Genomic DNA, 22,292 nt, shown 5'->3' with positions numbered 1-22,292 from the left:
CATGATTACTTGACCACTACAGTGCCGCCACGCACAGTGGCTAACAGTGCTAAAGAAATCAGCTAAGACGGAACGCGCGAAAACCTAAAAAGCAGCAACCCGGCACCACCCCCCAACCACCACTCCAAACCCCAGCTCCCAGCCTTTAGCTGAACAAAGGCAAACCCCTACCGCGAAGCCGTCTGCGTCTGCGCCGCACTGCGCTCATCCCACACCACGGCATTATTAACCGCATAAAGCCTGCACGGCTCCGTGCTCTGCTTCTGGCAACCATCCAGCGCGACGGCCATCGGATCGTCACCGCCCTCCGCCCACGACCACGCGCCCGAATCCGACACCGCAAACGCACGGCTCGAATACTGATGCAGGAAATTCTCGTAACCCTCGCGGCCGTGCTCATCGAGGAAAGGAACTGCCGCCACCGCATCCACATTCGCATAACCCGTCGGCGAAGGCGCCTGCGGATACGAAACCTGATACTGCAAATCCGCCGGCATGCCGATATCCGCCAAGAACGCCTTCACGCGCGGCCACCAGATCGGCACGCCATCGCGATCTCCAACCAGCCGATGCGCATCGTTTTTGTACGCGCCGAAATCCACCATGTCGGCGCGCGCGCCGTGCGCGGTGTACGACGCGAACATGTCATCGGGAAGCGAACCCTGCCACACCGAATCATTGCTGCCGTACATCCACAGCGACGGCAACTTCACGTGCTCGCCATATTCGCCGAACGCGCTCGTCAAATTCTTCTGCCAGTTCGGGCATTCATCCTGGCGAAGACCGCCGGAGAAATTGATCAGGCCACGAACGCCCGCGTCCGAGCGTGCATCGCGCGCGCCGTAGGCCATCGTGACCAGACCGCCATGCGACGCGCCCGCAACAACCACATGCTTGCTGTCGACAAACGGTTGCTTGTCCATATAAGCCACGGTCGCCGCAACGTCATTGGCCTGCGTGAAGCCGTTGGCTTCGACATTGCAGCCGTTGCCGGTGTACTCGCCGCCGGATTCGGCAAAGCCGCGGCGATTCGGCACAACGACCACGTAGCCATGACGCACGAACTCGCGTGCCAGCGCCAGAGGACGCGCACGCGGTTGGTCATGTGCATTGCCAGGAAGTTTGCCGTGATTGAAAACGACCATCGGGAACGGGCCCGTGCCGTTGGGTTTGAAGATGGTGGTTTGGAGCGTGACATCGCCCGACGGAATTTCGATGACCGACTCGTTGAGGCTGGGGTCGACTAACGGCAGCGAAGGATCGAACGCCGGCTTCACCGTGCCGAACGCGGGTGCATCGAGCGATGCATATTGCTGCGCACCGGGAAATGGCTCTGCGGACGCGCGAGTGGACATGGCCACCAACGTTGCCGCCACCGCGCATACAGCGAAACAACCCGACATCACTTGCCTGAACGCCATCCCCGAAACTCCGCCTGCTTTCGACCCCGCTGCTGGTTAGCTAGACGCGGGCCGGCTTATTGTCACGATCCATCAGTTCCGCGCGTTTGTACTGTTTACACAGTATCGCCTGGCGGTCCGTGAAGTCATGTCCCGAATAGACATGACAATGGGCTTCAATATGCAACGTCAGTCCGTGGACCGGTAATTAGCTTATGAAACAATAGCTTGCTACCGATTCGCCAACGGCTGGCTAAAAGACAGAGTACCCGGACAAAATCATTTGGCGCAATTAGAAAGTACCCGTGCACTGCACAATTTTTTTAACGAAAGCACTCGTTAAGGAAATATTTGCCGTGCATATTTATTCGCGGACATCGCCGTCTATATAGCGCCAGTGACCGGCGTTATCGCGTTCGAAACGGCTGGTTTCATGCAAACGATGCGCACGTCCGGCGACCTTGTAGCGGGCCACGAACTCGACTTCGGCGTGGGTTGCATCGATTGATACGTGGCGTTTGATCTGCAAGCCAAGCCAGCGCGTGGCGGGATCGGCCGATGCGTCAAGGTCGCGCGGACAAGTGGCTTCGCTCCACGTCGCGCACAAATACGCGGTGTTGCCGATCACATACGCGGTGTAGCGCGAACGCATCAGTTCCATTGCGGTAGCCGGTGCTTCGCCGACCTCTATGAAGCGTCCGCAACATTGCGCGTACTTAGGCGGACGCTTAAGGTTTGCTTCCGGCGACGCGCCACCGCAAGGACATTCGACGGGCGTTGTCATGCGTCGACACCCGGCATCTCGATGTGACCCGGCTGCGCCTTCACGCGCGCCAGCCACGCGCGGACTGCGGGATATTGGCCGAGATCGAGATTGGCTTCATCGGCGACATGGGTGTACGCGTAGAGCGCAATGTCCGCGATGCTGTATTGCTCATCGACGAAATACGTACGCGAGGCGAGATGCGTTTCCATCACGTCGAGCGCCCGATACGAACCGGCGGTTTTCTCGGGCAAGCGTGGATCGTCCGGCTTTTTCGCGAACTGCAGGATGAAGCGCGCGACCGCGCCGTTCGGCTCGTGGCTGTATTGCTCGAAGAACATCCACTGCAAAACGCGCGCCCTTGCGAGCCGATCCGTGGGCAAGAGCGCTGTGCCTTCGGCCAGGTAATACAGAATGGCATCGGATTCGAACAGGCACGTGTTCTCGTCGATCTGAAGCACCGGCACCTTGCCGTTCGGGTTCATCCGACGAAACAAATCCGTGCGCGTGGCGCCGTTCATCATGTCCACTTCGTGCCAGACATACGGCAAGTTGAGTTGTTCGAGCGCGAGCCGGACCTTGTAGCAATTTCCCGATGACGCCACGCCATGCACTTGATACGTCACTTCATGTCCTCTTGTTCAGTCGAAACGCCTGCGCCGGGACGCAAGATCACCACTTGATCGGCGTGCCGTCGTACTGGATGAAACTGCCGTTGAACTTCGTGTGATCCGCCGCGGCTGCGGCGATCACTGCGCGCATGCCGGTCACGCTATGCGCGGGATCGATCGCGGCCGACGATCCGCCCATGTCGGTCCGAACCCAGCCCGGATGCAACGAAACGCAGGTCGCGCCGCGCGCTTGCAGCGACGCTGCCTTGAGCGCTGCGTTCAACGCGGCCTTGCTCGCCCGATACAACCAGCCCGTCGTCGCATTCATTTCCGCGATGCTGCCCATCTTGCTCGACACGACCGCGAGCACGCCGTGGGCGGCGTCGGTTAGCGGCAGAATAATCGGCAGCAGTTGCATGGGACCACGGACGTTCGTGTGCATGACTTCATCGAAATCTTCGGCGAGGATGGTTTCGACGTCCTCCGTTCTCGGCCCATAAACGCCCGACACGATGATCGCCGCGTCCAGCTTTTCGCCATCGAGTTGCAAGCCGAGCGCGGCAATCTGGTCGGGTTTAGTTGTATCGAGCGAGAAGGTCTTGGCGCCCATCGCTTCGAGTGCGCTGATGGATGCCGCGTCGCGCGCCGTGGCGAGCACCCGCCAGCCATCGCGACAATATTCGCGCGCGAACTCATGCCCGAGTCCGCGCGATGCACCCACGATCAATACCGTTTTCATGCCGTCACCTTCAGATGAGTTCAATGCCCATCGCGGTCGCTTCGCCGCCGCCGATGCACAAGCTCGCCACGCCGCGCTTCAGGCCGCGCTGACGCAATGCGCCGATCAGCGTGACGAGAATCCGCGCGCCCGATGCGCCAATAGGATGTCCCAGCGCGCACGCGCCGCCGTGGACGTTGACCTTGTCGTGGGGAAGATCGTGTTCGCGCATGGCGGCCATGGCGACGACGGCAAACGCCTCGTTGATCTCGTACAGGTCGACATCATTCGCGCGCCAGCCGTTCTTCTCGAACAGCTTGCGGATTGCGCCGACGGGCGCCGTGGTGAACAACGCCGGTTCTTGCGCGAACGTGCTGTGGCCGACCACGCGCGCGAGCGGCGTGAGACCGAGCCGTTTGGCCGTGGATTCGCGCATCATCACGAGCGCGGCGGCGCCATCGGAAATGGACGATGCATTCGCCGCCGTCACCGTGCCGTCCTTGGCGAAGGCGGGCTTGAGCGTCGAAATCTTTTCGATGTTCGCCTTTGCCGGCTGTTCATCGTGATCGATCACCGTATCGCCCTTGCGCCCCGACACCGTCACCGGCGCGATCTCCCAGCCGAACGAACCGTCTTCGTTCGCACGCTTGGCGCGCTTCAGCGATTCGATGGCAAACGCATCCTGCGCTTCGCGCGTGAACTTGTACGAACCCGCGCATTGCTCGGCGAACGTGCCCATCAGGCGGCCTTTTTCGTACGCGTCTTCAAGGCCGTCGAGAAACATGTGATCGAGCACCTGACCGTGACCCATGCGCATGCCGCCGCGCGCTTTCGGCAACAGGTAGGGCGCGTTGGTCATGCTTTCCATGCCGCCCGCGACGATCACATCGGCGGACCCGGCGAGCAGCATGTCGTGCGCGAACATGGCGGCGCGCATGCCCGAGCCGCACATCTTGTTGACGGTCGTGCTTCCGGTCGATAACGGCAAACCCGCGCCGAGCGCGGCCTGGCGCGCGGGCGCTTGTCCGAGACCTGCGGGCAGCACGCAACCCATCACGGCTTCTTCGATTTGTTCGGGTTTGAGCCCGGCCCGTTCAACCGCCGCACGGATCGCGACCGAGCCGAGTTGCGGCGCCGTGACGCTCGCGAAATCGCCCTGGAAAGCGGCCATCGGCGTGCGTGCAGCCGAGACGATCACCACAGGATCAGCTACGAAATCATTCATGCTTTAGCTCCTTGATCACACCTTTCACAATAGCCGGGACATCGCCGAGACGGGCAGCGTCGCCTGCAAGCACATCGTTCTCGGCTGAATGCGCGCCACCGCGCGCGAGCGCCGCGATGCATTTCTGATAAGTCGGTTCAACCTCTTCCGGCCCGCTGATCATCATGCCCATGTTGCGCACGCGGCCGTCGTGAACGCCGTAGGTCCAGCCGTGCACGGTGATTTCCTGACCACGCGCCCAGGCGTCGCGCAGGATGGTCGTGTGGCAGACATTCACCGTCTGTTCAATCGTATTCAGTTCCACCAGCCGGCGATTGCGCGCGACGCCCATCGGCCATTCTTCGAGCAGCGCTGCGTGTTTGTCGCGCACATCTTCCACGTGACGCAGCCAGTTATCGGCCAGACCGACGCGCGTTCCAACCAGCGCCGCGCCCACGCCGGAACATCCATAGTGGCCGACGACCATGATGTGCTTCACCTTCAGCAGATCGACCGCAAACTGGATCACCGACAAACAATTCAGATCCGAGTGCACCACCACGTTCGCGATGTTCCTGTGCACGAACACCTCACCCGGCGGCAAGCCGATGATCTGGTTCGCCGGCACGCGCGAATCGGAACAGCCGATCCACAAATATTCCGGTGCTTGCTGGTGAGCCAGGCGGGAGAAATACTCGGCATCTTCGGAAAGCTTGCGCTCGACCCATTGCAGGTTGTTGTTGAACAGGTGCGAAAGCGGGTTGGTGTCGGGACTTGCTGGGTTGTCGATGTTGGACATGGCATTGATTGCTAGTGGGTCACGCGGGTTTCATGCGGCGGCGCGTGCAGCCGGTGCGCCGTCGAGAAAACGCTCGGGGTATCGAACGCTGAAACGGATGCTGCGTTCGTAGGGAAAAAAATCGGCAAGTTCGCCGTTGAGAATCTGTTCCTTGTGCTTTTGCCACAGCGCCGGATCGAAGAAATCGGCGTGGTGTTTCATGAAGACATCGCGCACGCGTGGATCGCCGAGCAGGAACGTGCCGTACGTTTCCGGAAAGATGTCGTGCGGGCCGACGGTGTACCACGGCTCGCCCGACATCTCGTCTTCTTCCGTGCGCGCTTGCGGCACGTGGCGCACGTTGCAGTCGGTCAGGTATTCGATTTCATCGTAATCGTAGAACACGACGCGACCATGGCGCGTCACGCCAAAATTTTTGTACAACATGTCGCCGGGGAAGATGTTCGCCTGCATCAATTGCTTGATGGCGTCGCCGTATTCCCTGATGCCGTGCTCGATCTCATGCGGCGAGCCGTTCTGCAAATACAGGTTGAGCGGCGTCATGCGGCGTTCGATATACAAATGACGGATCACCAGCTTGTCGCCTTCGTATTCGATCATCGACGGGACTTCTTTCTTGAGCTCCTTGAGTAATGCATCGTCGAGACGCGACAGCGGCAACGCGACGCTCGAATATTCGAGCGTATCGGCCATGCGTCCGAGGCGATCGTGCCGCTTCACCAACCGGTATCTATCCTCGACCTTTTCGCGCGTGGTTTCCTTCGGCGGCGGAAAATTATCCTTGATCAGCTTGAACACGTACGGGAACGACGGCAGCGTGAACACGAGCATGACCATGCCCTTGATGCCGGGCGCGATGGCGAATTTATCGCTGGAATGCGAGAGATGATGCAGCAAGTCACGATAAAACAGATTCTTGCCCTGCTTCTGCAATCCAACCGACGTATAGATCTCCGCCTTCGGCTTGCCCGGCATGATGGTCCGCAGAAACCGCACGTACGCCGACGGCACTTCCATATCGACGAGAAAGTACGAATGCGAGAAGCTGAAGATGATCAGCAGTTGTTCGCGTTGCAGCAAGACGGTATCGAGCGCGAGCAGACCCGGCTGTGCGTGACGCACGGGCATGGCGAACGGTACGGTCAGATCGCCGTTGATGATGCGCCCAACTATGTACGCCGCCTTGTTGCGAAAAAACAATGACGACAATACGTGAATCTGAAAATTCGGCGCGGCCTTGAACTCGCCGAAGGCGTCGCGAATGGCCTGCATCACGCATTGGATATCGCGTTCGAGGTCTTCGAAAGCAGGTTCGAGCTGGAAGTTCGTGACAATGCGCTCGAGCGTCGCGGCAAGTCCGTCCTTGCTTGGGTAATACGCGCGATACGTCGGCTTGGCCGCGGGTTCATCGTTTTCTATGTATTCCGTCGATATGGCCGGCCGTACGAAAATGAAGTCGTTCTTGAAGTACGACCTGTGCAGGATCTTGCAGCACACGGAATTGAAGAACGTCTCCGCGCATTCGGGCTGCTGGTGCGCCGTCAACAATCCGATGTAATGCAGCTTGATCTGCTGCCAGACTTCATTGTCTATGTTTTCGGCGTCGTATTCGTCCTGCAGACGCATCACGCATTCTTCCACGCGATCGTCATATGACGTGATGCGTTCCCGCGCCAGACGTTGCAGCGCGTGCCAGTCGCCTTCCTCGAACATATGCCTCGCCGCGATCGCGGCATCGCGAAAAACGCGATAGTGACGATCGAACCCTTCGAGCAGCGTTTGCGCGACATCGAAGCCAATCTGCGACGACAGCAATTTGGGAAAGTGATTCATATCGACCCTGCACTTCGTGTGGTGTCGCGTTTGTGCTTTAAAACCGGGCGATATTGTATCGCCATGGCTGTTCCCGGCCGCCGCGTCAAAGGGCCTTCGCGGTTTTCTGCACCGCCAGAGCCGCTGAAGCAACCTTCCGCACGCGCTTTTCAGCGTTCGCCGAAAGCAGCGCACGGCCTTGCTTTTCATACGCGGCAAGCTCCGCGAGCGTCGCGTTCAGGTCCTCCAGTTGTCGCTCCAGCACCGCGCGATGTTCAGCGATGGTGTCTAGGAACGCGTGCAACTGCGCAACCGTACCCGTGGGTGAATCGTAGAGATCGAGCAGCCGGCTGATCTCCGAGAGCGTGAACCCCAGTCGCTTTCCCCGCAGCGTCAGCCTCAAACGCGTGCGGTCGCGCGCCGAATAAACGCGCCGCACGCCGTTCGTGCCTTCACGCGCCGGCGCAAGCAAACCCTGATTCTCGTAGAAGCGGATCGCGCGCGGCGTGATGTCGAATTCGCGAGCCAGTTCAGTGATGGTGTAACGCGTATCTGTCATATGTACGTAAGGGAGCGCTGAACGGCTTTTTACATCCGCTGTAAAATGCAGGTTAACGTTAGCGTCAACTTGGCGGCATTGCAAGAATCGACAACCCGGAGACCCACCCGCATGAATCCGCTCGAACAACAACTGGATTACGTTTTCGCCGACCGGCTTCCCGAACCCGGTCACGCCATGGAAGTCTCGCCCGGCGTGTTCTGGGTGCGCATGCCGCTGCCGTTCGCGCTCGATCACATCAACGTCTGGGTCATGCACGATGAAATCGATGGCATCAAGGGCTGGACCATCATCGATTGCGGGATTTCAGACGAAACCATCCGCGCCAATTGGGAAAGTGTCTTCGATTCCTTGCTCGACGGTCTGCCGGTGTTGCGCGTGATCGTCACGCATTGCCACCCGGATCACCTGGGTCTCGCCGACTGGATCTGCAACGGCGGCGAGCAAAAACGCTGGGGTCCGCTCAGGCTCTGGATGTCGCATGGCGAATACGCGATGGGCCGCGTGATGTCGAGCGGCGACGGCTCGGACGCCGGCGGCGAGCGCGCCGCGCAACACTTCGCGCGGCATGGCATGACGGACACTGCATCGCTTGAAGCGTTGCGCAAGCGCGATACGTATTACCCGAAACTGGTTCCATCGATACCCCCGCATTTCCGCCGTTTGCGCGATGGCGACAAGGTCAAAATCGGCGGCCGCGACTGGGAAGTGATCACGGGCTTCGGCCATTCGCCCGAACATTGCGCGTTTTATTGCGCGGAAACCAACGTGCTGATTTCCGGCGATATGGTGCTGCCGCGCATCTCCACTAACGTGTCGGTGTTTGCGATCGAACCTGAAAGCAATCCGGTGGCGTTGTTCCTGGAATCCCTCGGCCGCTACGAAACCTTACCCGCCGATGCCCTGGTCCTGCCTTCGCATGGCAAGCCGTTTCGCGGCATGCATACGCGCATCGGGCAGCTTCGCGATCATCACGCCGCGCGTTTGGCGGAAGTGCGCGAGGCCTGCGCGATCAAGCCGCACAGCGCGGCGGACATCGTGCCGATCATGTTCAAGCGTCCCCTCGATGTCCACCAGATGACCTTCGCGCTGGGCGAGGCATTGGCGCATTTGCATTTGCTCTGGCTGGAGGGCAGCCTGGTGCGCCGTACGCAGGAAGAGGATGGCGTGATCCGCTTCGCGCCGGCATAAAAAAGCCGGGCGCTTTTTCCAAGGCGCCCGGCTTTTCATGAGAACAGCAATTACTGCACGGACACGTTCGCGAAGTTCTGCCGTCCAAACGGACTCACGCGATACCCGCTCACATTGCCCTGCGTAAGCGCGGACGCGGTCGGATACCCGAGCGGAATCCACAACGCCTGATCGTGGATGATTTGCTGCGCTTCCGTGTAAGCCTTCGTCCGCTTGCCAATATCCGCCGATGCCTTGCCTTCATCGATCAAACGATCCAGCGTCGGGTCGCAAAAACGCGCGAAGTTGATGCCCGAACGCACCGCAGCGCAACTGAAGAGCGGCGACAGATAGTTGTCCGGATCGCCGTTGTCGCCGGCCCAGCCCATGAACAAAATGTCGTGCTGGCCTTGCTTGGCTTCCTTGATCAGTTCGCCCCATTCGATCACCTTGACCTGCGCCTTCACGCCGATCTTCGCCAGATCCGCCTGCAGCAATTCCGCGCCGGCCTTCGGGTTCGGGTTCAGCACGCTGCCGTTCGGACGTACCCAGATGGTGGTATCGAAGCCCTTGGGATAGCCTGCATCGGCGAGGAGTTTTTTCGCGCGATCGACCGAATACGCGTAGGGCGTGACCTGCTTGTCATAGCTCCACGTGTTGGGCGGGAACGGATTGACAGCGGCCGTCGCCGTGTTTTCGAAGACCGTTTTCAGGTACGTCGTGCGATCGAATGCTTCGTTCAGCGCTTGCCGCACCTTGGGGTTATCGAGCGGCTTTTTCTGCGTGTTCAGTGCTACGAACGCCGTCATGAAGGCCGGCGTCTCGACCACTTTGATGGATCCGCCTTTCTTTGCATCGATCACATCCTGCGGCTTCGGCGACAACGCGATCTGACATTCACCCGCCTTGATTTTCTGCGCGCGCACGGAGGCGTCCGGCGTGATGGCGTAGATCAACCGATCAACCTTGGGCTTCGCGCCCCAGAAAGTCGGATTCACGTCGTAGCGGATCACGGCGTCTTTGGTGTAGCTCCTCAACACGAACGGACCCGTTCCGATGGGCTTTGCGTTGAGGTCAGTTTCCTTGCCGGCCTTGAGCAATTGATCGGCATATTCGGCGGAATAGATCGATGCAAAACCCATCGTCAGAATAGGCACGAAGGTCGCGTTCGGCGTGTTCAGCACGAACGTCACGGTGTTGTCATCGACTTTGGAGACCGACTTGATCAGCTTCACCAAGCCCATTGATTGCGCGTGCGGGAAGCCGCTTGCGCCCGCAATCTTGTGCCACGGGTTGCTGTCGGAAAGCATGCGGTCGAACGAGAACACGACGTCATCGGCCGTCAATTTCCTCGATGGCTTGAAGTAGTCCGTGCTCTGGAACGCCACGTTCGGGCGCAGATGGAACGTGTAGGTCAGGCCGTCGGCGCTGACGTCCCACTTCTCGGCGAGCGCGGGCGTGACTTTCTTCGCGACTTCATCGTAGGAAACGAGCGTGTTGAAGATCACATCCGCCGACGCGTTGGTCGTCACGAGCGAGTTGAACTGCACGACGTCGAAGCCGTCCGGGCTCGATTCCGTGCATACCGTGAGCGGTTTTGCTATCGCAAGCATTGGCGATAAAGCCAGGACTGCGGCTGCGAGCATTCTGAAGCGCATGGAATCTCCCGTTTTGATGCTGTTTTCGGTTAGTCGGTTAATTTGGTCATTTTTGATGCAGGCTGCGTTGCGACTTATTGTACGGCGCGCCCGGGTGCGCGGTTCTGCGCAACAAACCCGCGTCGGCGTAGCTTACTGAATCGTTATTTCCGCTACAACGACCGATTGGGGATATCGATATGTGGACGCTCCCGCCTGGCCTCGCCGCCTTGCCTAATCCACGGCCTCACGCTAAACTCATGCCCGTCTTTGGGGAGTAGCCTTCCTTCCGCAATGGGAGGAGGACGCGTCAACATACTCGGCTGGTGCCGTGGCGCGTTCGACCGGTCCGGTTTGGCGAGACCATGGGTGCATCTTGTCGTTCACGGTCGGACGGCGCGGGATAGCACCCTGGTTCGCTGACGTCCGACCGTGAAATCATCGTGTCTCCAAAACAAAAATACCCCACTCCGGTCACAAGCTTCTCCTTGCGTTGCATTCGCCAGTGCGCCTCATTGCGAGGTGCGGCATGACCATGCTTTTCCTGCAACTTGCAATCATGCTCGTGATGATTCTGGCGGCATCGGAATTGTTCACGAACGCACTCGAACATCTCGGCGAAAAACTCGGTATCTCCGAAGGCGTCACGGGCTCGCTGTTTGCGGCCATTGGCACGGCCTTGCCCGAAACCACGGTGCCGATCATCGCCTTGCTGGGCGCCACGGCCAATCGTTCGGTGAACGAGGAAATTGGCGTGGGCGCCATCCTTGGCGCACCGCTGATGCTCGCGACGCTCTCCACCTGCCTGATGGCCATCGCCGTTCTCAAGATGCGCGGCCTTAAAGGTCTCGTCACGCCCGAACACACTGGCTTTACCCGCGATCTCAATTTCTTCCTCTGCGCGTTTGTGATTGCCGCCGGCGCGATGTTCGTCCCGCATCACGCGTGGCCGGTCCGCGCACTGTTCGCGGCCGGGCTGGTCGGCGTGTATGTGGTGTATGTGATCACGACGTTTCGTGCATCGGCCAGTCTGGTCGAGAAGGGTCACGGCACCGAGGCGCCGGAGCGTCTTCTCGTCGCCCGTTTGGGCTTGCCGACGACGCTTGCGACCATCATCTTGCAGATGGTGATTGGGACTGCGCTGCTGGTTGGCGGGGCGAAGGGGTTTATCGCAGGCGTGGAAGGCGTGTCGCACGTGCTGGGGATATCGGCGCTGCTGCTTTCGCTGATCATCATCCCGATCGCGACCGAACTGCCCGAAAAGGTCAACAGCATCATCTGGGCGCGCCGCGGCAAGGACACGCTCGCGTTCGGCAACATCACCGGCGCGATGGTTTTTCAAGGCACGTTGCTGCCGGGTATCGGCATCATGCTGACGCCGTGGGAGCCGCGGGTCGAAGTGCTGACCGGCGTTTTTATCACGCTTGCCGCCGCTGCGTGGCTGCGTTTCAACGCGAGGAAGGGCGGAATCGTGTTGTGGGCCCTGCTTGTGAACGGCGGGTTGTACGCGCTTTATCTCGGACTGACGCTCGGGCGATAAAGACTTCGTACGCGCATAAAAAAAGCCCGCCGAAGCGGGCATCAATAACATCGCGCGTCGTGCCTACCGCGCATCTGTTGTTGTTCTGTGTTGTCTCTTTATTGCCGCTTCAGAATTGCGCTGCCTGCTGATATCGGCCGGCGGCGCTTGCCTGATTCAGCGCTTGCCGGTGACTCTTCATCAACGCTGTTTCCGCCGATGTCGCCACGTTCATCATCGCGGCAATGCTCGCCTGAATCCGGCGGATCGTAACCATGGAATCGGCGGGCTGGTCGGCTTGCAAGCCCATCAACAGCGGCGAGCGCGCGAGCGAAAGTTCCGCGGCGCGCGGCCAGTCATTATTTGCGGCCGCGCTTTCTATGGCTTCCGTCAAGGCCCACGCCTGGGCGATCAGTTCTTGCTGGTTCATCGCATGGCCCCTTACTTGTTGGTCGCGAGCGCGCCAGCGCTGTTGGTGCCGCCGAAGAGCGCCGTCAGATAATTGGCGTTGCTCGTCGATTGCGACATCAGCGTGTTCAACGCGGTGAATTGGTCGTTGTATGACGTGGTCAATTGAGCCGTGTAGGCGGTCAGCTGCGTTTGCTGGTCCTTGAGGCTGGAAAGATCGCTATTAAGCGCCGTCGTGCGCGAATCCACGATACCTCCAACCGACAGGAACGCCGTCAGGTTGTTGTTCATCGTGGCGCCTACGCCGTTGGTTTGGTTGAACAGGTTCGAGACCATACCCGGATTACTGGTCAGAGCGGCGGTCAGTGCGTCGGAGTCGGTCTTCAGCGTGCCGTCGGGCTGCAGCGTAATGCCGATAGAACCAAGATTAACCGCCGACGAACCTGTGCCCACGCCGCCGCTGATCGCGCTGGCGAGCGTGTTGCGAATGGTGTTGAGCATGGAGTCGCCGAGCAGCACGCCACCCTGCGAGCCCTTTGCCTGGGTTGCATCGAATGACGATAGCGTGGTGGCTGTCGTGACAAAGTTGTTGTAGGCAGTGACGAACGCCGTGATCGCCGTGGTCTGGCCGGTCGTGTCCGGCGCCACCGTCAGCGTTTGCGTGGTGCCAACAGACGTGGAGTCCAGAGTCATGGACACACCGCTGAGCGCTGTGGTGATGGTGTTGCTCGCGCTCGTGCCGGGCGTTCCCGCAATCGAGAAATTGGCGTCTTGTCCTGCCACGCTCTGAGTCCACGCGCCCGACGTCACGCTGGTTGTAGAGCCGGTGTAGTTGCCTGCTGTTTCCGTGCTGCTCGCGGGCGCCGGGACCGTTCCGGAAGTGACAGCAAGATTGTTCAGCGCGTCCGACGAACCGGAGCCGGAAATCGATACGTTGATACCATTCGACACGCCCGTTGCCGCCGAACGCAATACCAGATGCGCGCCGTCCGTGCCATTCACAATTGCGGCGGTCACGCCCGGATTGCCTGTGCCGGAGTTGATGGCGGCTGCGATTCCCGCGAGCGTGTTGTTGGTCGAGTCGACGTTCACCGCCATGCTCTTGCCGCCGACCGATATTGTCATCGTGCCGGTGCCAAGCGTCTGGCCAGTGGTGAATGCGCCGGAGGTGATCGACTGCGAAGTCGCAATATTCGATACCTTCACGGAATACGATCCCGCGACTGCGCCTGTCGTGCCCTTCGCGGTAATGCCCTTGCCATCGCCCGTGGCCGTGAAGGCCGACATGGCCGTGCCGTCGGACAGCGACGTGAGGGAGCTTTGCAGGAGAGACATGACCGACTTCAACTGACCGATCGCGGTCAATTGCGTGTTGTCGGATGTTGTTTTGTTGTTGATGGCGTCGGTTTGAGGCGCGACCTTCGCGTTGACGATCGCCGTGACGAGAGAGTTCACGTCCATCGTCGAGCCGGTTGAGCCGCTGATGATCGACTGTGCAGCCTGCTGGATGGCGCTGTTCGGGTCAACGGTCGAACCGGTTGATGTGGGTATCGTGCTCATGCATTACTCCGCTCGTGCGTAGGTCTTAACCGATGGATAAAAATGCGGAAACGCGAACTGGGAGGCAAGCCTCCCAGCGGTTTTTTGCTTCTCCGATGCTGCAAGTACCGCTGTGCTGCCAGGTGTTCCAACCGGCGCGCGCTTTAGACGCCGCGCGCCGGCTACGTGTTCGGCGAGGATGCTTAGCCGAGGAGCTTCAGAACTTGCTGCGGCAGCGAGTTGGCCTGTGCCAGCACCGAGATACCAGCTTGTTGCAACACTTGCGCCTTGCTCAAGTTCGCCGTTTCCTGCGCGAAGTTTGCGTCGGTGATTTGCGACTGAGCAGACGACAGGTTGGTCGACTGTTGCGTTTGCGTCGAAGCGATCGACGTGAAGCGGTTTTGCGCAGCGCCGAGGTTAGCTTGAATCGAGTTCACCGCTTGAAGCGCGTTGTCGATCGATTCAATTGCACCATTCGCGCCGTTTGCCGTACTGATGTCGATAGCCGACACAAGCGGCGGCGTGTTATTCGAATTCAGGGACGCCAACGAGCTCGTTTGTGAGGTCGAAGCGGACGATGCGAAGGTCGCCTGGAATGCCAGCGAACCAGCCGTCGTGCCCGATGCAGCCGTTGCCGAGAACACCGAGCTCGTTGCGACGGTCGCAGAGATGCTTTGGTTGTTCTGGTCGGTGTACGTGAAACCGCCCTTGCCGTCTGCCAGCACGTTGATGGTCGTGATGGCGGCCGTGCCGGTCGTCGATGCACCCGACGCGTTCAGGCTCAGGCCGGAAACCGAGCCGATCGCCGTGCCGGATTGTGCAAAGCCACCGCCAAGCTTCGCGGCCGAAACGCCTTGGCTCAAGTCGACCGAAATGGTCTGGCCGACGTTCGCACCAACCTGGAAGCTGACGTTGCCTGCCGAGCCATCCAGCACGTTCGTGCCGTTGTACGTCGTTTGCGAGGCAATACGGTTCACTTCCGAAATACGTTGTGCAACTTCCTTCTGCAGAGCGGCCTGGTCGCTTGCCGACAGGGAACCGGTCGACGCTTGCACGGCGAGTTGACGAATACGTTGCAGGTTGTCCGTGATCTGGTTCAAACCGCTCGAAGCCGTTTGGGTCATCGACACGCCGTCATTGGCGTTCGAAACACCTTGGTTCAAGCCGTTGATCTGAGACGTCATGCGCGAGGCAATTGCCTGGCCTGCTGCATCATCAGCTGCGCTGTTAATGCGCTTGCCCGACGAGAGGCGGGTGATTGCCGACGATAATGCGCTTTGCGTGCCGTTCAGGTTTTGCTGGGCGACCAGCGAGTTGATATTGCTATTGATACCGATCATTTCATTCTCCGTGGGCCTGGCGGTTGTGTCAGTAACAACGCCGTATCTGGTTGAAGCGGCTAGTTGTTTGGCCGCTTGTTTAGGTTTTCGGCGGGGTTGGAGGAAACTTTAGGCAGTCAATCTATGAATCAGAAAGATTGTTCATAGGATTGAGGTTCAAGCTTTACTCAGTTTCAAAGACTTATGCACTATTTATGTGCATGGCACGCGTCAGGCTCTTGCGCCGGAATGAGGTCGAACTCAACCACGCTTTGCCGGATCGTGTTCTCGTCGATAAACATGAACAGGTCGAGGATCGAAAGCCACGGCACAAATGGCGCGCCAAATTGCCGGTATTCCAGCGCTCTTGGCTTGATGAAGCGCAACGCCATGCCGCGCCGCTCGAAAGCTTCGGCCGAATACAACTCGGTCCCGCCGATTGCGTTGATATAAGTCGTTGCGCCCAGCGCCTCGCAAATCGCCAGCACCTTGTCCTGCGCGCGCAACGAATGATCGATCGGAATGGACGACGAAACGACCACGCGCGTATCGATCTGCAAGCGCGCGGCGGTCGTGAGAATCGCGTGATGGATAAAGCGGAAGAGATTGCTTTCTTCATACTCCACGCATTCGCGCAGCAATTCGAAGCCGTTCGCAAAATGCGGGGCTTTTTTGTACGCCGCGCTCAGCTGGTTCAGCAGCTTGCGTTTATCGAAAGCTGGGTCGAGCTTGCGCTCGATCACGTCCAGCGAGTCCGAATCACTTTGCAACGGCAGGCTGAACCATGCATCGCTGCCGTTTTGCAGGAAGCGATTGCGGTTGAACCAGCCTTTCTTGGTGTACTTGATGTTGTCGTAGACCACGAATACGTCGGCCGATTTCATCAGCTGGAAATAGCCGATGTACGGCAAGAAGTAAGGCTGCATGATCGCGACCTTCACGAGCGCCTCCGCATCGCGAAGTCGATCAGCATCTCGAACAACGTCGCGATCAGGATCATTGCGCGCGCGAGCAGATCAGGAAAATGCTGGCACACATAGCGGGATAGATCATGCCGAGGTTGTAGATTCCCTCGAGGTATTTCTCGTCGATTATCCCGGCCGCGAGCGCGCGGTCGAACTGAAAATTTGCCAGCGCCTTGAACATCAAGCCGCCGCGTTGTTCGATTTTCATTCCGGCCGCGCGGACATCGGCTTCCAGGGTGTCGAACGAATAAGTCCGTCTATGTCCGTGAGCCCACTCGCCCGACGTAACCGCATTGTTCGATTCAATCAGCCGCATCTGCACGGCAATCTGGCGGGACGGCGCATCCGCATTCGGCACCAGCACATAGAACTGGCCGTCGGGCGCCAGCCATTCGCTAATATTGCGCAGCACCGGACCGGTTTCTTCCAGGTGTTCAAGCGTGTTGATCAGGAAGATCGAGCGAAACGTTTTGTCAAACTTTGCTTCTTCGAAGGTCGAGTTGATAAACGTGACGGTCTCCGGAGCGTTGCGCTTCGCGACTGCAAGCGCGTCCGAAGACGCTTCGACCACGGTGAGATCAGGGAAGTGCTGCGACAATAGTTGCGTGGACCGGCCTTCGTGGCAGCCCAGTTCGAGCGCCGGCCCGCTTTGAAAATGCGGCGCGAAGCGCTTCATCATGTAGCCGCGAACGATTTCGTCGAAGTTGTAGTCGTACCTTTTTTCCGGCCTCGACTGGGCCTCTGAGTTGTAATCGCGCATCGCTTGCCTTTGGTGTTGGGTTGGAACTAGCCCTGATCGGGCAAATACAATCTGTCGGGCCGTGGCCGATACCACTCGGCCAGACTGACCGGCACGCGCGAATTGAAGCCGAGCACTTGGCGCGTCAGCGGTGAAAGCGCCGCGCCCCGGTCTTCGCCAATCAGCCGCGCGTAGTCCATCTGCGGCTTGACGAATGCCGGACCGTAGCTGAGCGTCAACGCCACACGATTGCGTGACGTCGTATTCAGCGTGCCCTTGTGCCACAAATATGAGTTGAACAAGATCACGGAACCGGCGCGGCCTGTCAACGGCTCGCTGCGTGCGTTGAATTCGTCATCGGCGGGTTGAACGGGCTGCCAATGCGAACCGCTCAATACACGAGTTGCGCCGTTTTCAAGCGTGAAATCGTCGAGCATCACGAGCATGTTGATGCGCAGCCGGTAGTCGGGAATGAACGTCGCAACGTCCCTGTGCACGCGGTGCACATAGTTCTGCACACGCGGAAATCCGCCCACGGGATTGCAGGCGTGCAGGATGTACGGTTTGCTGTCGAAGTAATGCTGCAGCCACGCATGAAAAAGATGCAGCCGGATGAATTCGTCAATGCTGTCTTCTGCGCCCACGCTGTGATGCGCGGTGCCGTCGCCTTGTGCGTTGATACCGCTGGCGACCTGATATTGCGTGCAGATATCGATCCATTTGAGGCAGTCGCTACGCAGCCGGTCGACCAGACCGGGTTCGAGTGCATCACGAAGAATGACCCAGCCTTTGGCATCCATTTCCTGATCGAAGGTTGTGATGTCCATGTCGTCAGCCCTCTCGACGGTCCTGGCGAGCAGCCGGCGCGTCGAATTCGTGGTCGAGGATGGCCATGAGGAGCAAGTCTATATAGCGGCCCGACTTGAACGCCGCCTCGCGCAAGACGCCTTCGTGACGAAAGCCGGTCTTCTCATATAGCTTGATGGCGCGTCCGTTGGTTGCCAGAACAGACAGATAAACACGGCGCAGGTTGAGATCGCCGAACGCATGACGGAGCGCGAGTTGCGTCGCCGCGTCGCCTATGCCTTGTCCCTGCGCGGCTGTATCGCCGATCTGGATGCCGAATTCCGCGCTGCGATTGATCCAGTCAATCTTGAGCAGATACACGACGCCCACGCATTCTCCGCTTTCGCGGTGGCAAATCGCGAGGCGGACGTTGCTCGCGCGGCTGGCGAGATACGACTCGTACCAGCGCCGGTCAATATCGGCGTTCACATGGCGAAAACTGCCCACCAGCGCATCGACGACTTCCCGTTTTGCACGCCACGCGTTGATTGCAGGCAGATCTTCCGCCGTGATCTCGCGAAGCACAATGGCTTGGTCGTTCATATCAGTGCGCGCCGCCGAGCGGATGTGCGACCAGATCCACGATACGTTCAATATCGTGATCGGCGAGCGCCGGGTAAATCGGCAGACATAAAACGCGCCGGGCGGCATCGGCTGCAACAGGCAGATTGGAGCTTTGTGCGGACGGCAAGCCGCGATACATCGGGAAATCGGAAATCAGCGGATAGAAATACCGGCGCGCAAAGATGTTGTGCTCGCGCATTAAGTTGAAAAGCGTATCGCGCTCGACCGGATATTCGTCGGACAGCAAAATCGGGAAATACGCGTGATTCGCCACGTATCCCGACGGCCCTTCCAGCGCTGAAATACAGCGCACTCCCTTGACGTCCGCAAGCAGCCGCCGATAAGTCGCGTCAATCGCCGCGCGGCGTTCGAGTGCTTCGTCAATATGCTTCAACTGCAACATGCCGAACGCGGCGTTGATCTCGCTCATCTTGCCGTTGATGCCGGGCGCGACCACGGTCACTTCATCCACGAAACCAAAGTTCTTCAGATGATCAATGCGCTGCTTGGTCTTTGCATCGGGGCAGACAACGGCGCCGCCCTCGAACGTGTTGAACACCTTGGTGGCATGGAAACTGAGCACTGAAAGATCGCCGTGGGCAAGCACGCTGCCTACATCGGTTTTTACGCCGAACGCATGCGCGGCGTCGTAGATCACCTTCAGGTTGTAGTTATCGGCAATCTTCTGGATTGCGTCGAGATTGCACGGGCGGCCATAGCAATGCACCGGCAAGATGGCTGTGGTCTGCGGCGTGATCGCGGCTTCGATCTTTTCAGGATCGAGGTTCAGCGTGTCCGGATCGACGTCCACGAAAACTGGCTTGATGCCGTTCCACAACAGTGAATGCGCCGTCGCGACGAACGAGTAAGGCGTGGTGATGACCTCGCCAGTGATCCGATGGGCCTGCAACGCGGTGACGAGCGCCAGCGTACCGTTTGTGAACAGCGCCAGATGCTCGACGCCGAGATATTCGCAAAGCGCCTGCTCAAGTTGCTGATGGAAAGGGCCGCCATTGGTCAACACCTTGCTGCTCCAGATTTTCTCGAGATACGGCAAGAACTCGGCAAGCGGTGCAAGGTGCGGCTGGGTGACGAAAATACGATCGTCGATAACCGGCTCTACAAGGCGAACAGGAAGGCTGCTCATCGTTTTTCCAGGATCAGGCTAAGGGTTGGAACTTATGCGGCGGAACGCGCCGGCGCTTCAATTGGCGTGGGCTCGTCGCCTGCGCACCAGCGGCGCCACATCTCGCGCAACGCGTTCGAAAGTCCTGTGGCAATGATTTCAGGCTGGAACATCGGCGAGGTCGCGCAGCGTTCGCGCATGCCTGCGCGCAAAGCGGCCAGCGCCGGCAGATCGGCGGCCCAGGCGCGGCCTTTTTCCACGAAGTCGTCGCTATCTGCGGCAATAAATCCGTCGAGTCCCGCCATGACGAGCGCCGCGGTGCTGCCACGGCTTGGCATCGCGCGGCCAGGGAGCGTCAGCGTGGGAACGCCCATCCACATGGCGTGCAGGGTGGTGGTGCCGCCTGCGTACGGGAAGGTATCGAGACAAATATCGACGTGATGATGTTGCTGCAGATACACGGGAATGCTCGATCGAGTGCGGAAATCGAGGCGGTCCCTCGAAATGCCTTCGTTGGCGAACCATTCAATCAAGGTGTCGACGCTGGCATCCCGCGGCATTGCTCCCAACACCATGCGCGAATCCGGCAACGCACGCAGCAACCGGGACCACAACACGATCGCGCTCGGGCGCAGCTTGCTCACGCGGTTGAAACTGCCAAACGTGATAAAGCCGTTATGCAGCGCGGGGAGGCCGTTGATCGGCGGAGCAAGCGTAGCAGGCTGGAATGGCGCATTGGCAGGCAAGTGCGCAATCTTCTCGATGAACTGTCCGTTCGCGAACTCCATCGGCACATGCCACGCGTCGGCGAAGTAGTAATCCATTGCGCGCAGGCCGGTGGTTCCCGGATAGCCCATCCAGCTAGCCTGGATAGGCGCAGGTTTGCGCGCGAACGTAAGCAAGCGGTTGCGTCCGGTATGCCCGGACAGATCGATCAGGACATCGATTCCATCGGCGCGGATCTTGTCGGCGAGTTGCGCGTCCGTCATGCCCGGAACACTGTTCCAGTGCCCGACGTGGCTGCGCAGCCGTGCGTTGACTTCATCGGTTATCGAATGGTTGTAGTAGACATGGATTGCGATGCTTGGGTCGCGCGCCAGATACGCCAGCACCGGTTCCACGAAGGTGGCAACTGCGTGCTGATAAAGGTCGCCTGAGACGAAGCCAACGCGCAATTGTTTGTCAGGCTTTCGGGAATTCTGGTGCCTTTTCCACAGCTTGCGCAGCGGAGTCTCGCACTGCTGGCCGAATTGCAGATGTTGCGCGAGCAAGGCTTCCGGCGTGACTTCGTCGTTGTGGCTAAGACAAAACAGGATGTTTTCGTGCGAGATCGGTGCGTCCGGCTTGATCTCGAGCGACCGCCGGAACTGTGCCTCGGCATCCGCGAGCTTGCCCTGATCAAGCAGCATCACACCCAGCGTGCTGTAAGCAACGTCCGAGTTCGGCATCAGTTCCACGGCTTTTCGGCAATACGCTTCCGCCTCCGAAATCTGCCCCATGGCGAGCCGCGTGACGCCGAGAATCCGGTGCGCTTCTCCATGCGCGGGCGCTTGCGAGATGATCGTCCGGCACTCGGCTTCCGCTTCCGCGTATTCCCCGACAATACGCAAGCAGTCTGCCAGCACTTTGCGCGCGTCCAAATCCTGCGGCGCGAGTTCAACAGCCCGTCGAAGCGGCGCAAGCGATTCTGGGATCTTGCCTTGGCTGTGCAACGCCGTACCGATTGCTTTCCACCCAAGCGGGTAGGTTGGAAAACGTACGGTCATGGCGCGGGCCAGTTCCAGCGCCTCGGCTGTGCGTCCCTGGTTATATAGGGCAGTCAACCGGTTGATTTGCTGCGGCGGCGGAACGGGACTCAGTTCCTTGCGAGCGCGTGCAGACGAGACATCAGCGGCGGTAGTCGAGGCAGCGTCCAGCGCAGCCATCTGATTCCCGGTCGCTTGCTCGGTGGCGTCAGGCTTGGCTGGCGCCGCTACGCCTTGCACCATTTGCTGGATCAGCGTATCCACAGCGGGACCGTTCATTCCGCGCTGCTGCGCCAGTTCCAACGCAACCCAAGCGGCAGACGTCTGGCCACTTTGGTTCAGCGCATTGATATAACTTGCCCAATACTGATTCTGCTCGGGATTCGCGCCGATCGCCACCTCGAAACAGCCGACGGCACGCTCGAACTCGCCGCGTTGCAATGCGATGACACCCAGGTTGTGATTGGCGTCGGGCTGCGTCGGCTGGGCTTCGACGATAATCTTATAAAGCGCCTCCGCTTCATTGATTTCGTTTGCGTGATGGTGCCCGATCGCAGCCGCGAGCACTTCGGCGAGCGCCTGCTCGAACTCGGGATCGGCGCCGTTGCCGGTGCTGGATACCTGTGTATCGGAGAGAACGGTCGAAGGGGTCATGTGTGTACGCGGACGGAATTTGTTAAGAGAATTATCCGGCCGCGAAAGGCAATCGAATTCGGGGAACTAGGCAGGAAAAGTCACTCTGTTCACACGATCCAGACACGGCACGCGACGCTTTTCCTGTCATCCGTGCGCCGGCGGGCATTGCGGTTAACGCGTATGCTTTTTCGTCTCAATGCCACCGACAGGAGA

At 59.4% G+C, this 22,292-nt stretch carries 20 protein-coding genes and 1 riboswitch; of the genes, 2 read left to right on the top strand and 18 right to left on the bottom strand.

Annotated elements, in window-relative coordinates; translation table 11 throughout:
• Positions 1 to 167: 167 nt before the first annotated feature.
• From HB633_RS23300 to HB633_RS23265, 8 genes are all read right to left on the bottom strand, one after another.
• On the bottom strand, positions 168 to 1,421 hold the full coding sequence (locus HB633_RS23300) for a CocE/NonD family hydrolase (protein ID WP_213780482.1): 1,254 nt from the start codon (positions 1,419 to 1,421) through the stop codon (positions 168 to 170).
• A gap of 343 nt (positions 1,422 to 1,764) precedes the next feature.
• Positions 1,765 to 2,184, bottom strand: a complete 420-nt coding sequence (locus HB633_RS23295) for a YchJ family protein (protein WP_213780481.1) — start codon at positions 2,182 to 2,184, stop codon at positions 1,765 to 1,767.
• Positions 2,181 to 2,789, bottom strand: a complete 609-nt coding sequence (locus tag HB633_RS31155; protein ID WP_213780480.1) for a glutathione S-transferase N-terminal domain-containing protein — start codon at positions 2,787 to 2,789, stop codon at positions 2,181 to 2,183. Before HB633_RS31155 ends, HB633_RS23295 begins: the two co-directional genes overlap by 4 nt.
• Before the next feature lie 46 nt (positions 2,790 to 2,835).
• Positions 2,836 to 3,513, bottom strand: a complete 678-nt coding sequence (locus tag HB633_RS23285) for an SDR family oxidoreductase (RefSeq protein WP_213780479.1) — start codon at positions 3,511 to 3,513, stop codon at positions 2,836 to 2,838.
• A 10-nt stretch (positions 3,514 to 3,523) separates the two neighbouring features.
• Positions 3,524 to 4,717 (bottom strand): acetyl-CoA C-acetyltransferase, encoded by a 1,194-nt coding sequence (locus HB633_RS23280; protein WP_213780478.1) that lies wholly within the window; start codon positions 4,715 to 4,717, stop codon positions 3,524 to 3,526.
• On the bottom strand, positions 4,710 to 5,495 hold the full coding sequence (gene can, locus HB633_RS23275; RefSeq protein WP_213780477.1) for a carbonate dehydratase: 786 nt from the start codon (positions 5,493 to 5,495) through the stop codon (positions 4,710 to 4,712). The genes HB633_RS23280 and can overlap by 8 nt, the downstream gene beginning before the upstream one ends.
• A gap of 30 nt (positions 5,496 to 5,525) precedes the next feature.
• Complete coding sequence (aceK, locus tag HB633_RS23270) at positions 5,526 to 7,328, bottom strand: bifunctional isocitrate dehydrogenase kinase/phosphatase (protein ID WP_213780476.1); 1,803 nt, start codon at positions 7,326 to 7,328, stop codon at positions 5,526 to 5,528.
• Positions 7,329 to 7,413: 85 nt separating this feature from the next.
• Positions 7,414 to 7,866 (bottom strand): MerR family DNA-binding transcriptional regulator, encoded by a 453-nt coding sequence (locus HB633_RS23265; RefSeq protein ID WP_213780475.1) that lies wholly within the window; start codon positions 7,864 to 7,866, stop codon positions 7,414 to 7,416.
• Positions 7,867 to 7,977: 111 nt separating this feature from the next.
• On the opposite strand from HB633_RS23265, the gene HB633_RS23260 reads away from it, so the two are divergent.
• A complete protein-coding gene (locus tag HB633_RS23260; RefSeq protein ID WP_213780474.1) occupies positions 7,978 to 9,057 on the top strand; it encodes an MBL fold metallo-hydrolase in 1,080 nt (359 codons plus the stop codon).
• Between the two features lie 50 nt (positions 9,058 to 9,107).
• Here the strand turns inward: HB633_RS23260 and HB633_RS23255 are convergent, their stop codons facing one another.
• Positions 9,108 to 10,694, bottom strand: coding sequence for an ABC transporter substrate-binding protein (locus HB633_RS23255; RefSeq protein WP_213780473.1), 1,587 nt, complete (start codon positions 10,692 to 10,694; stop codon positions 9,108 to 9,110).
• A gap of 239 nt (positions 10,695 to 10,933) precedes the next feature.
• Positions 10,934 to 11,102, top strand: a riboswitch (yybP-ykoY riboswitch).
• A gap of 100 nt (positions 11,103 to 11,202) precedes the next feature.
• On the opposite strand from HB633_RS23255, the gene HB633_RS23250 reads away from it, so the two are divergent.
• The gene (locus tag HB633_RS23250; RefSeq protein WP_213780472.1) at positions 11,203 to 12,213 is read left to right on the top strand and encodes a sodium:calcium antiporter; all 1,011 of its coding nucleotides are present in this window, start codon (positions 11,203 to 11,205) and stop codon (positions 12,211 to 12,213) included.
• Between the two features lie 109 nt (positions 12,214 to 12,322).
• Here the strand turns inward: HB633_RS23250 and HB633_RS23245 are convergent, their stop codons facing one another.
• The 9 genes from HB633_RS23245 to HB633_RS23205 all read right to left on the bottom strand — a co-directional run bounded on the left by HB633_RS23245 (position 12,323) and on the right by HB633_RS23205 (position 22,097).
• A complete protein-coding gene (locus HB633_RS23245) occupies positions 12,323 to 12,622 on the bottom strand; it encodes a flagellar protein FliT (RefSeq protein ID WP_213780471.1) in 300 nt (99 codons plus the stop codon).
• Between the two features lie 11 nt (positions 12,623 to 12,633).
• On the bottom strand, positions 12,634 to 14,160 hold the full coding sequence (fliD, locus tag HB633_RS23240) for a flagellar filament capping protein FliD (RefSeq protein ID WP_213780470.1): 1,527 nt from the start codon (positions 14,158 to 14,160) through the stop codon (positions 12,634 to 12,636).
• A 182-nt stretch (positions 14,161 to 14,342) separates the two neighbouring features.
• Entirely contained in the window at positions 14,343 to 15,479 is a 1,137-nt protein-coding gene (locus HB633_RS23235) for a flagellin (protein WP_213780469.1), read from the bottom strand.
• A 188-nt stretch (positions 15,480 to 15,667) separates the two neighbouring features.
• Positions 15,668 to 16,399, bottom strand: a complete 732-nt coding sequence (locus HB633_RS23230) for a WbqC family protein (RefSeq protein WP_213780468.1) — start codon at positions 16,397 to 16,399, stop codon at positions 15,668 to 15,670.
• A gap of 55 nt (positions 16,400 to 16,454) precedes the next feature.
• Positions 16,455 to 17,183 carry a class I SAM-dependent methyltransferase gene (locus tag HB633_RS23225; RefSeq protein WP_213780467.1) on the bottom strand — a complete coding sequence of 243 codons (729 nt, stop codon included), beginning with the start codon at positions 17,181 to 17,183 and terminating at the stop codon, positions 16,455 to 16,457.
• A 26-nt stretch (positions 17,184 to 17,209) separates the two neighbouring features.
• On the bottom strand, positions 17,210 to 17,989 hold the full coding sequence (locus HB633_RS23220; RefSeq protein WP_213780466.1) for a phytanoyl-CoA dioxygenase family protein: 780 nt from the start codon (positions 17,987 to 17,989) through the stop codon (positions 17,210 to 17,212).
• 4 nt (positions 17,990 to 17,993) lie between these two features.
• The gene (locus HB633_RS23215) at positions 17,994 to 18,551 is read right to left on the bottom strand and encodes a GNAT family protein (RefSeq protein ID WP_213780465.1); all 558 of its coding nucleotides are present in this window, start codon (positions 18,549 to 18,551) and stop codon (positions 17,994 to 17,996) included.
• Position 18,552: 1 nt separating this feature from the next.
• Positions 18,553 to 19,719 (bottom strand): DegT/DnrJ/EryC1/StrS family aminotransferase, encoded by a 1,167-nt coding sequence (locus HB633_RS23210; protein ID WP_213780464.1) that lies wholly within the window; start codon positions 19,717 to 19,719, stop codon positions 18,553 to 18,555.
• 32 nt (positions 19,720 to 19,751) lie between these two features.
• On the bottom strand, positions 19,752 to 22,097 hold the full coding sequence (locus HB633_RS23205) for a tetratricopeptide repeat protein (protein ID WP_213780463.1): 2,346 nt from the start codon (positions 22,095 to 22,097) through the stop codon (positions 19,752 to 19,754).
• Positions 22,098 to 22,292 lie beyond the last annotated feature (195 nt).

The sequence above is a fragment of the Caballeronia sp. dw_276 genome, from assembly GCF_018449635.1.
Taxonomy (GTDB): domain Bacteria; phylum Pseudomonadota; class Gammaproteobacteria; order Burkholderiales; family Burkholderiaceae; genus Caballeronia.
The sequence above is the reverse complement of the archived record's forward strand: the minus strand, read 5'-3'. Positions and strand labels throughout refer to the sequence as shown.

Excerpts from the sequence above, each read along its gene's own strand:
- HB633_RS23300 (WP_213780482.1), bottom strand. The coding sequence starts at position 1,421 with ATGGCGTTCAGGCAAGTGATGTCGGGTTGTTTCGCTGTATGCGCGGTG.
- HB633_RS23295 (WP_213780481.1), bottom strand. The coding sequence starts at position 2,184 with ATGACAACGCCCGTCGAATGTCCTTGCGGTGGCGCGTCGCCGGAAGCA.
- HB633_RS23285 (WP_213780479.1), bottom strand. The coding sequence starts at position 3,513 with ATGAAAACGGTATTGATCGTGGGTGCATCGCGCGGACTCGGGCATGAG.
- HB633_RS23280 (WP_213780478.1), bottom strand. The coding sequence starts at position 4,717 with ATGAATGATTTCGTAGCTGATCCTGTGGTGATCGTCTCGGCTGCACGC.
- can (WP_213780477.1), bottom strand. The coding sequence starts at position 5,495 with ATGTCCAACATCGACAACCCAGCAAGTCCCGACACCAACCCGCTTTCG.
- aceK (WP_213780476.1), bottom strand. The coding sequence starts at position 7,328 with ATGAATCACTTTCCCAAATTGCTGTCGTCGCAGATTGGCTTCGATGTC.
- HB633_RS23265 (WP_213780475.1), bottom strand. The coding sequence starts at position 7,866 with ATGACAGATACGCGTTACACCATCACTGAACTGGCTCGCGAATTCGAC.
- HB633_RS23260 (WP_213780474.1), top strand. The coding sequence starts at position 7,978 with ATGAATCCGCTCGAACAACAACTGGATTACGTTTTCGCCGACCGGCTT.
- HB633_RS23255 (WP_213780473.1), bottom strand. The coding sequence starts at position 10,694 with ATGCGCTTCAGAATGCTCGCAGCCGCAGTCCTGGCTTTATCGCCAATG.
- HB633_RS23250 (WP_213780472.1), top strand. The coding sequence starts at position 11,203 with ATGACCATGCTTTTCCTGCAACTTGCAATCATGCTCGTGATGATTCTG.
- HB633_RS23245 (WP_213780471.1), bottom strand. The coding sequence starts at position 12,622 with ATGAACCAGCAAGAACTGATCGCCCAGGCGTGGGCCTTGACGGAAGCC.
- fliD (WP_213780470.1), bottom strand. The coding sequence starts at position 14,160 with ATGAGCACGATACCCACATCAACCGGTTCGACCGTTGACCCGAACAGC.
- HB633_RS23235 (WP_213780469.1), bottom strand. The coding sequence starts at position 15,479 with ATGATCGGTATCAATAGCAATATCAACTCGCTGGTCGCCCAGCAAAAC.
- HB633_RS23225 (WP_213780467.1), bottom strand. The coding sequence starts at position 17,183 with ATGCGCGATTACAACTCAGAGGCCCAGTCGAGGCCGGAAAAAAGGTAC.
- HB633_RS23220 (WP_213780466.1), bottom strand. The coding sequence starts at position 17,989 with ATGGACATCACAACCTTCGATCAGGAAATGGATGCCAAAGGCTGGGTC.
- HB633_RS23215 (WP_213780465.1), bottom strand. The coding sequence starts at position 18,551 with ATGAACGACCAAGCCATTGTGCTTCGCGAGATCACGGCGGAAGATCTG.
- HB633_RS23210 (WP_213780464.1), bottom strand. The coding sequence starts at position 19,719 with ATGAGCAGCCTTCCTGTTCGCCTTGTAGAGCCGGTTATCGACGATCGT.
- HB633_RS23205 (WP_213780463.1), bottom strand. The coding sequence starts at position 22,097 with ATGACCCCTTCGACCGTTCTCTCCGATACACAGGTATCCAGCACCGGC.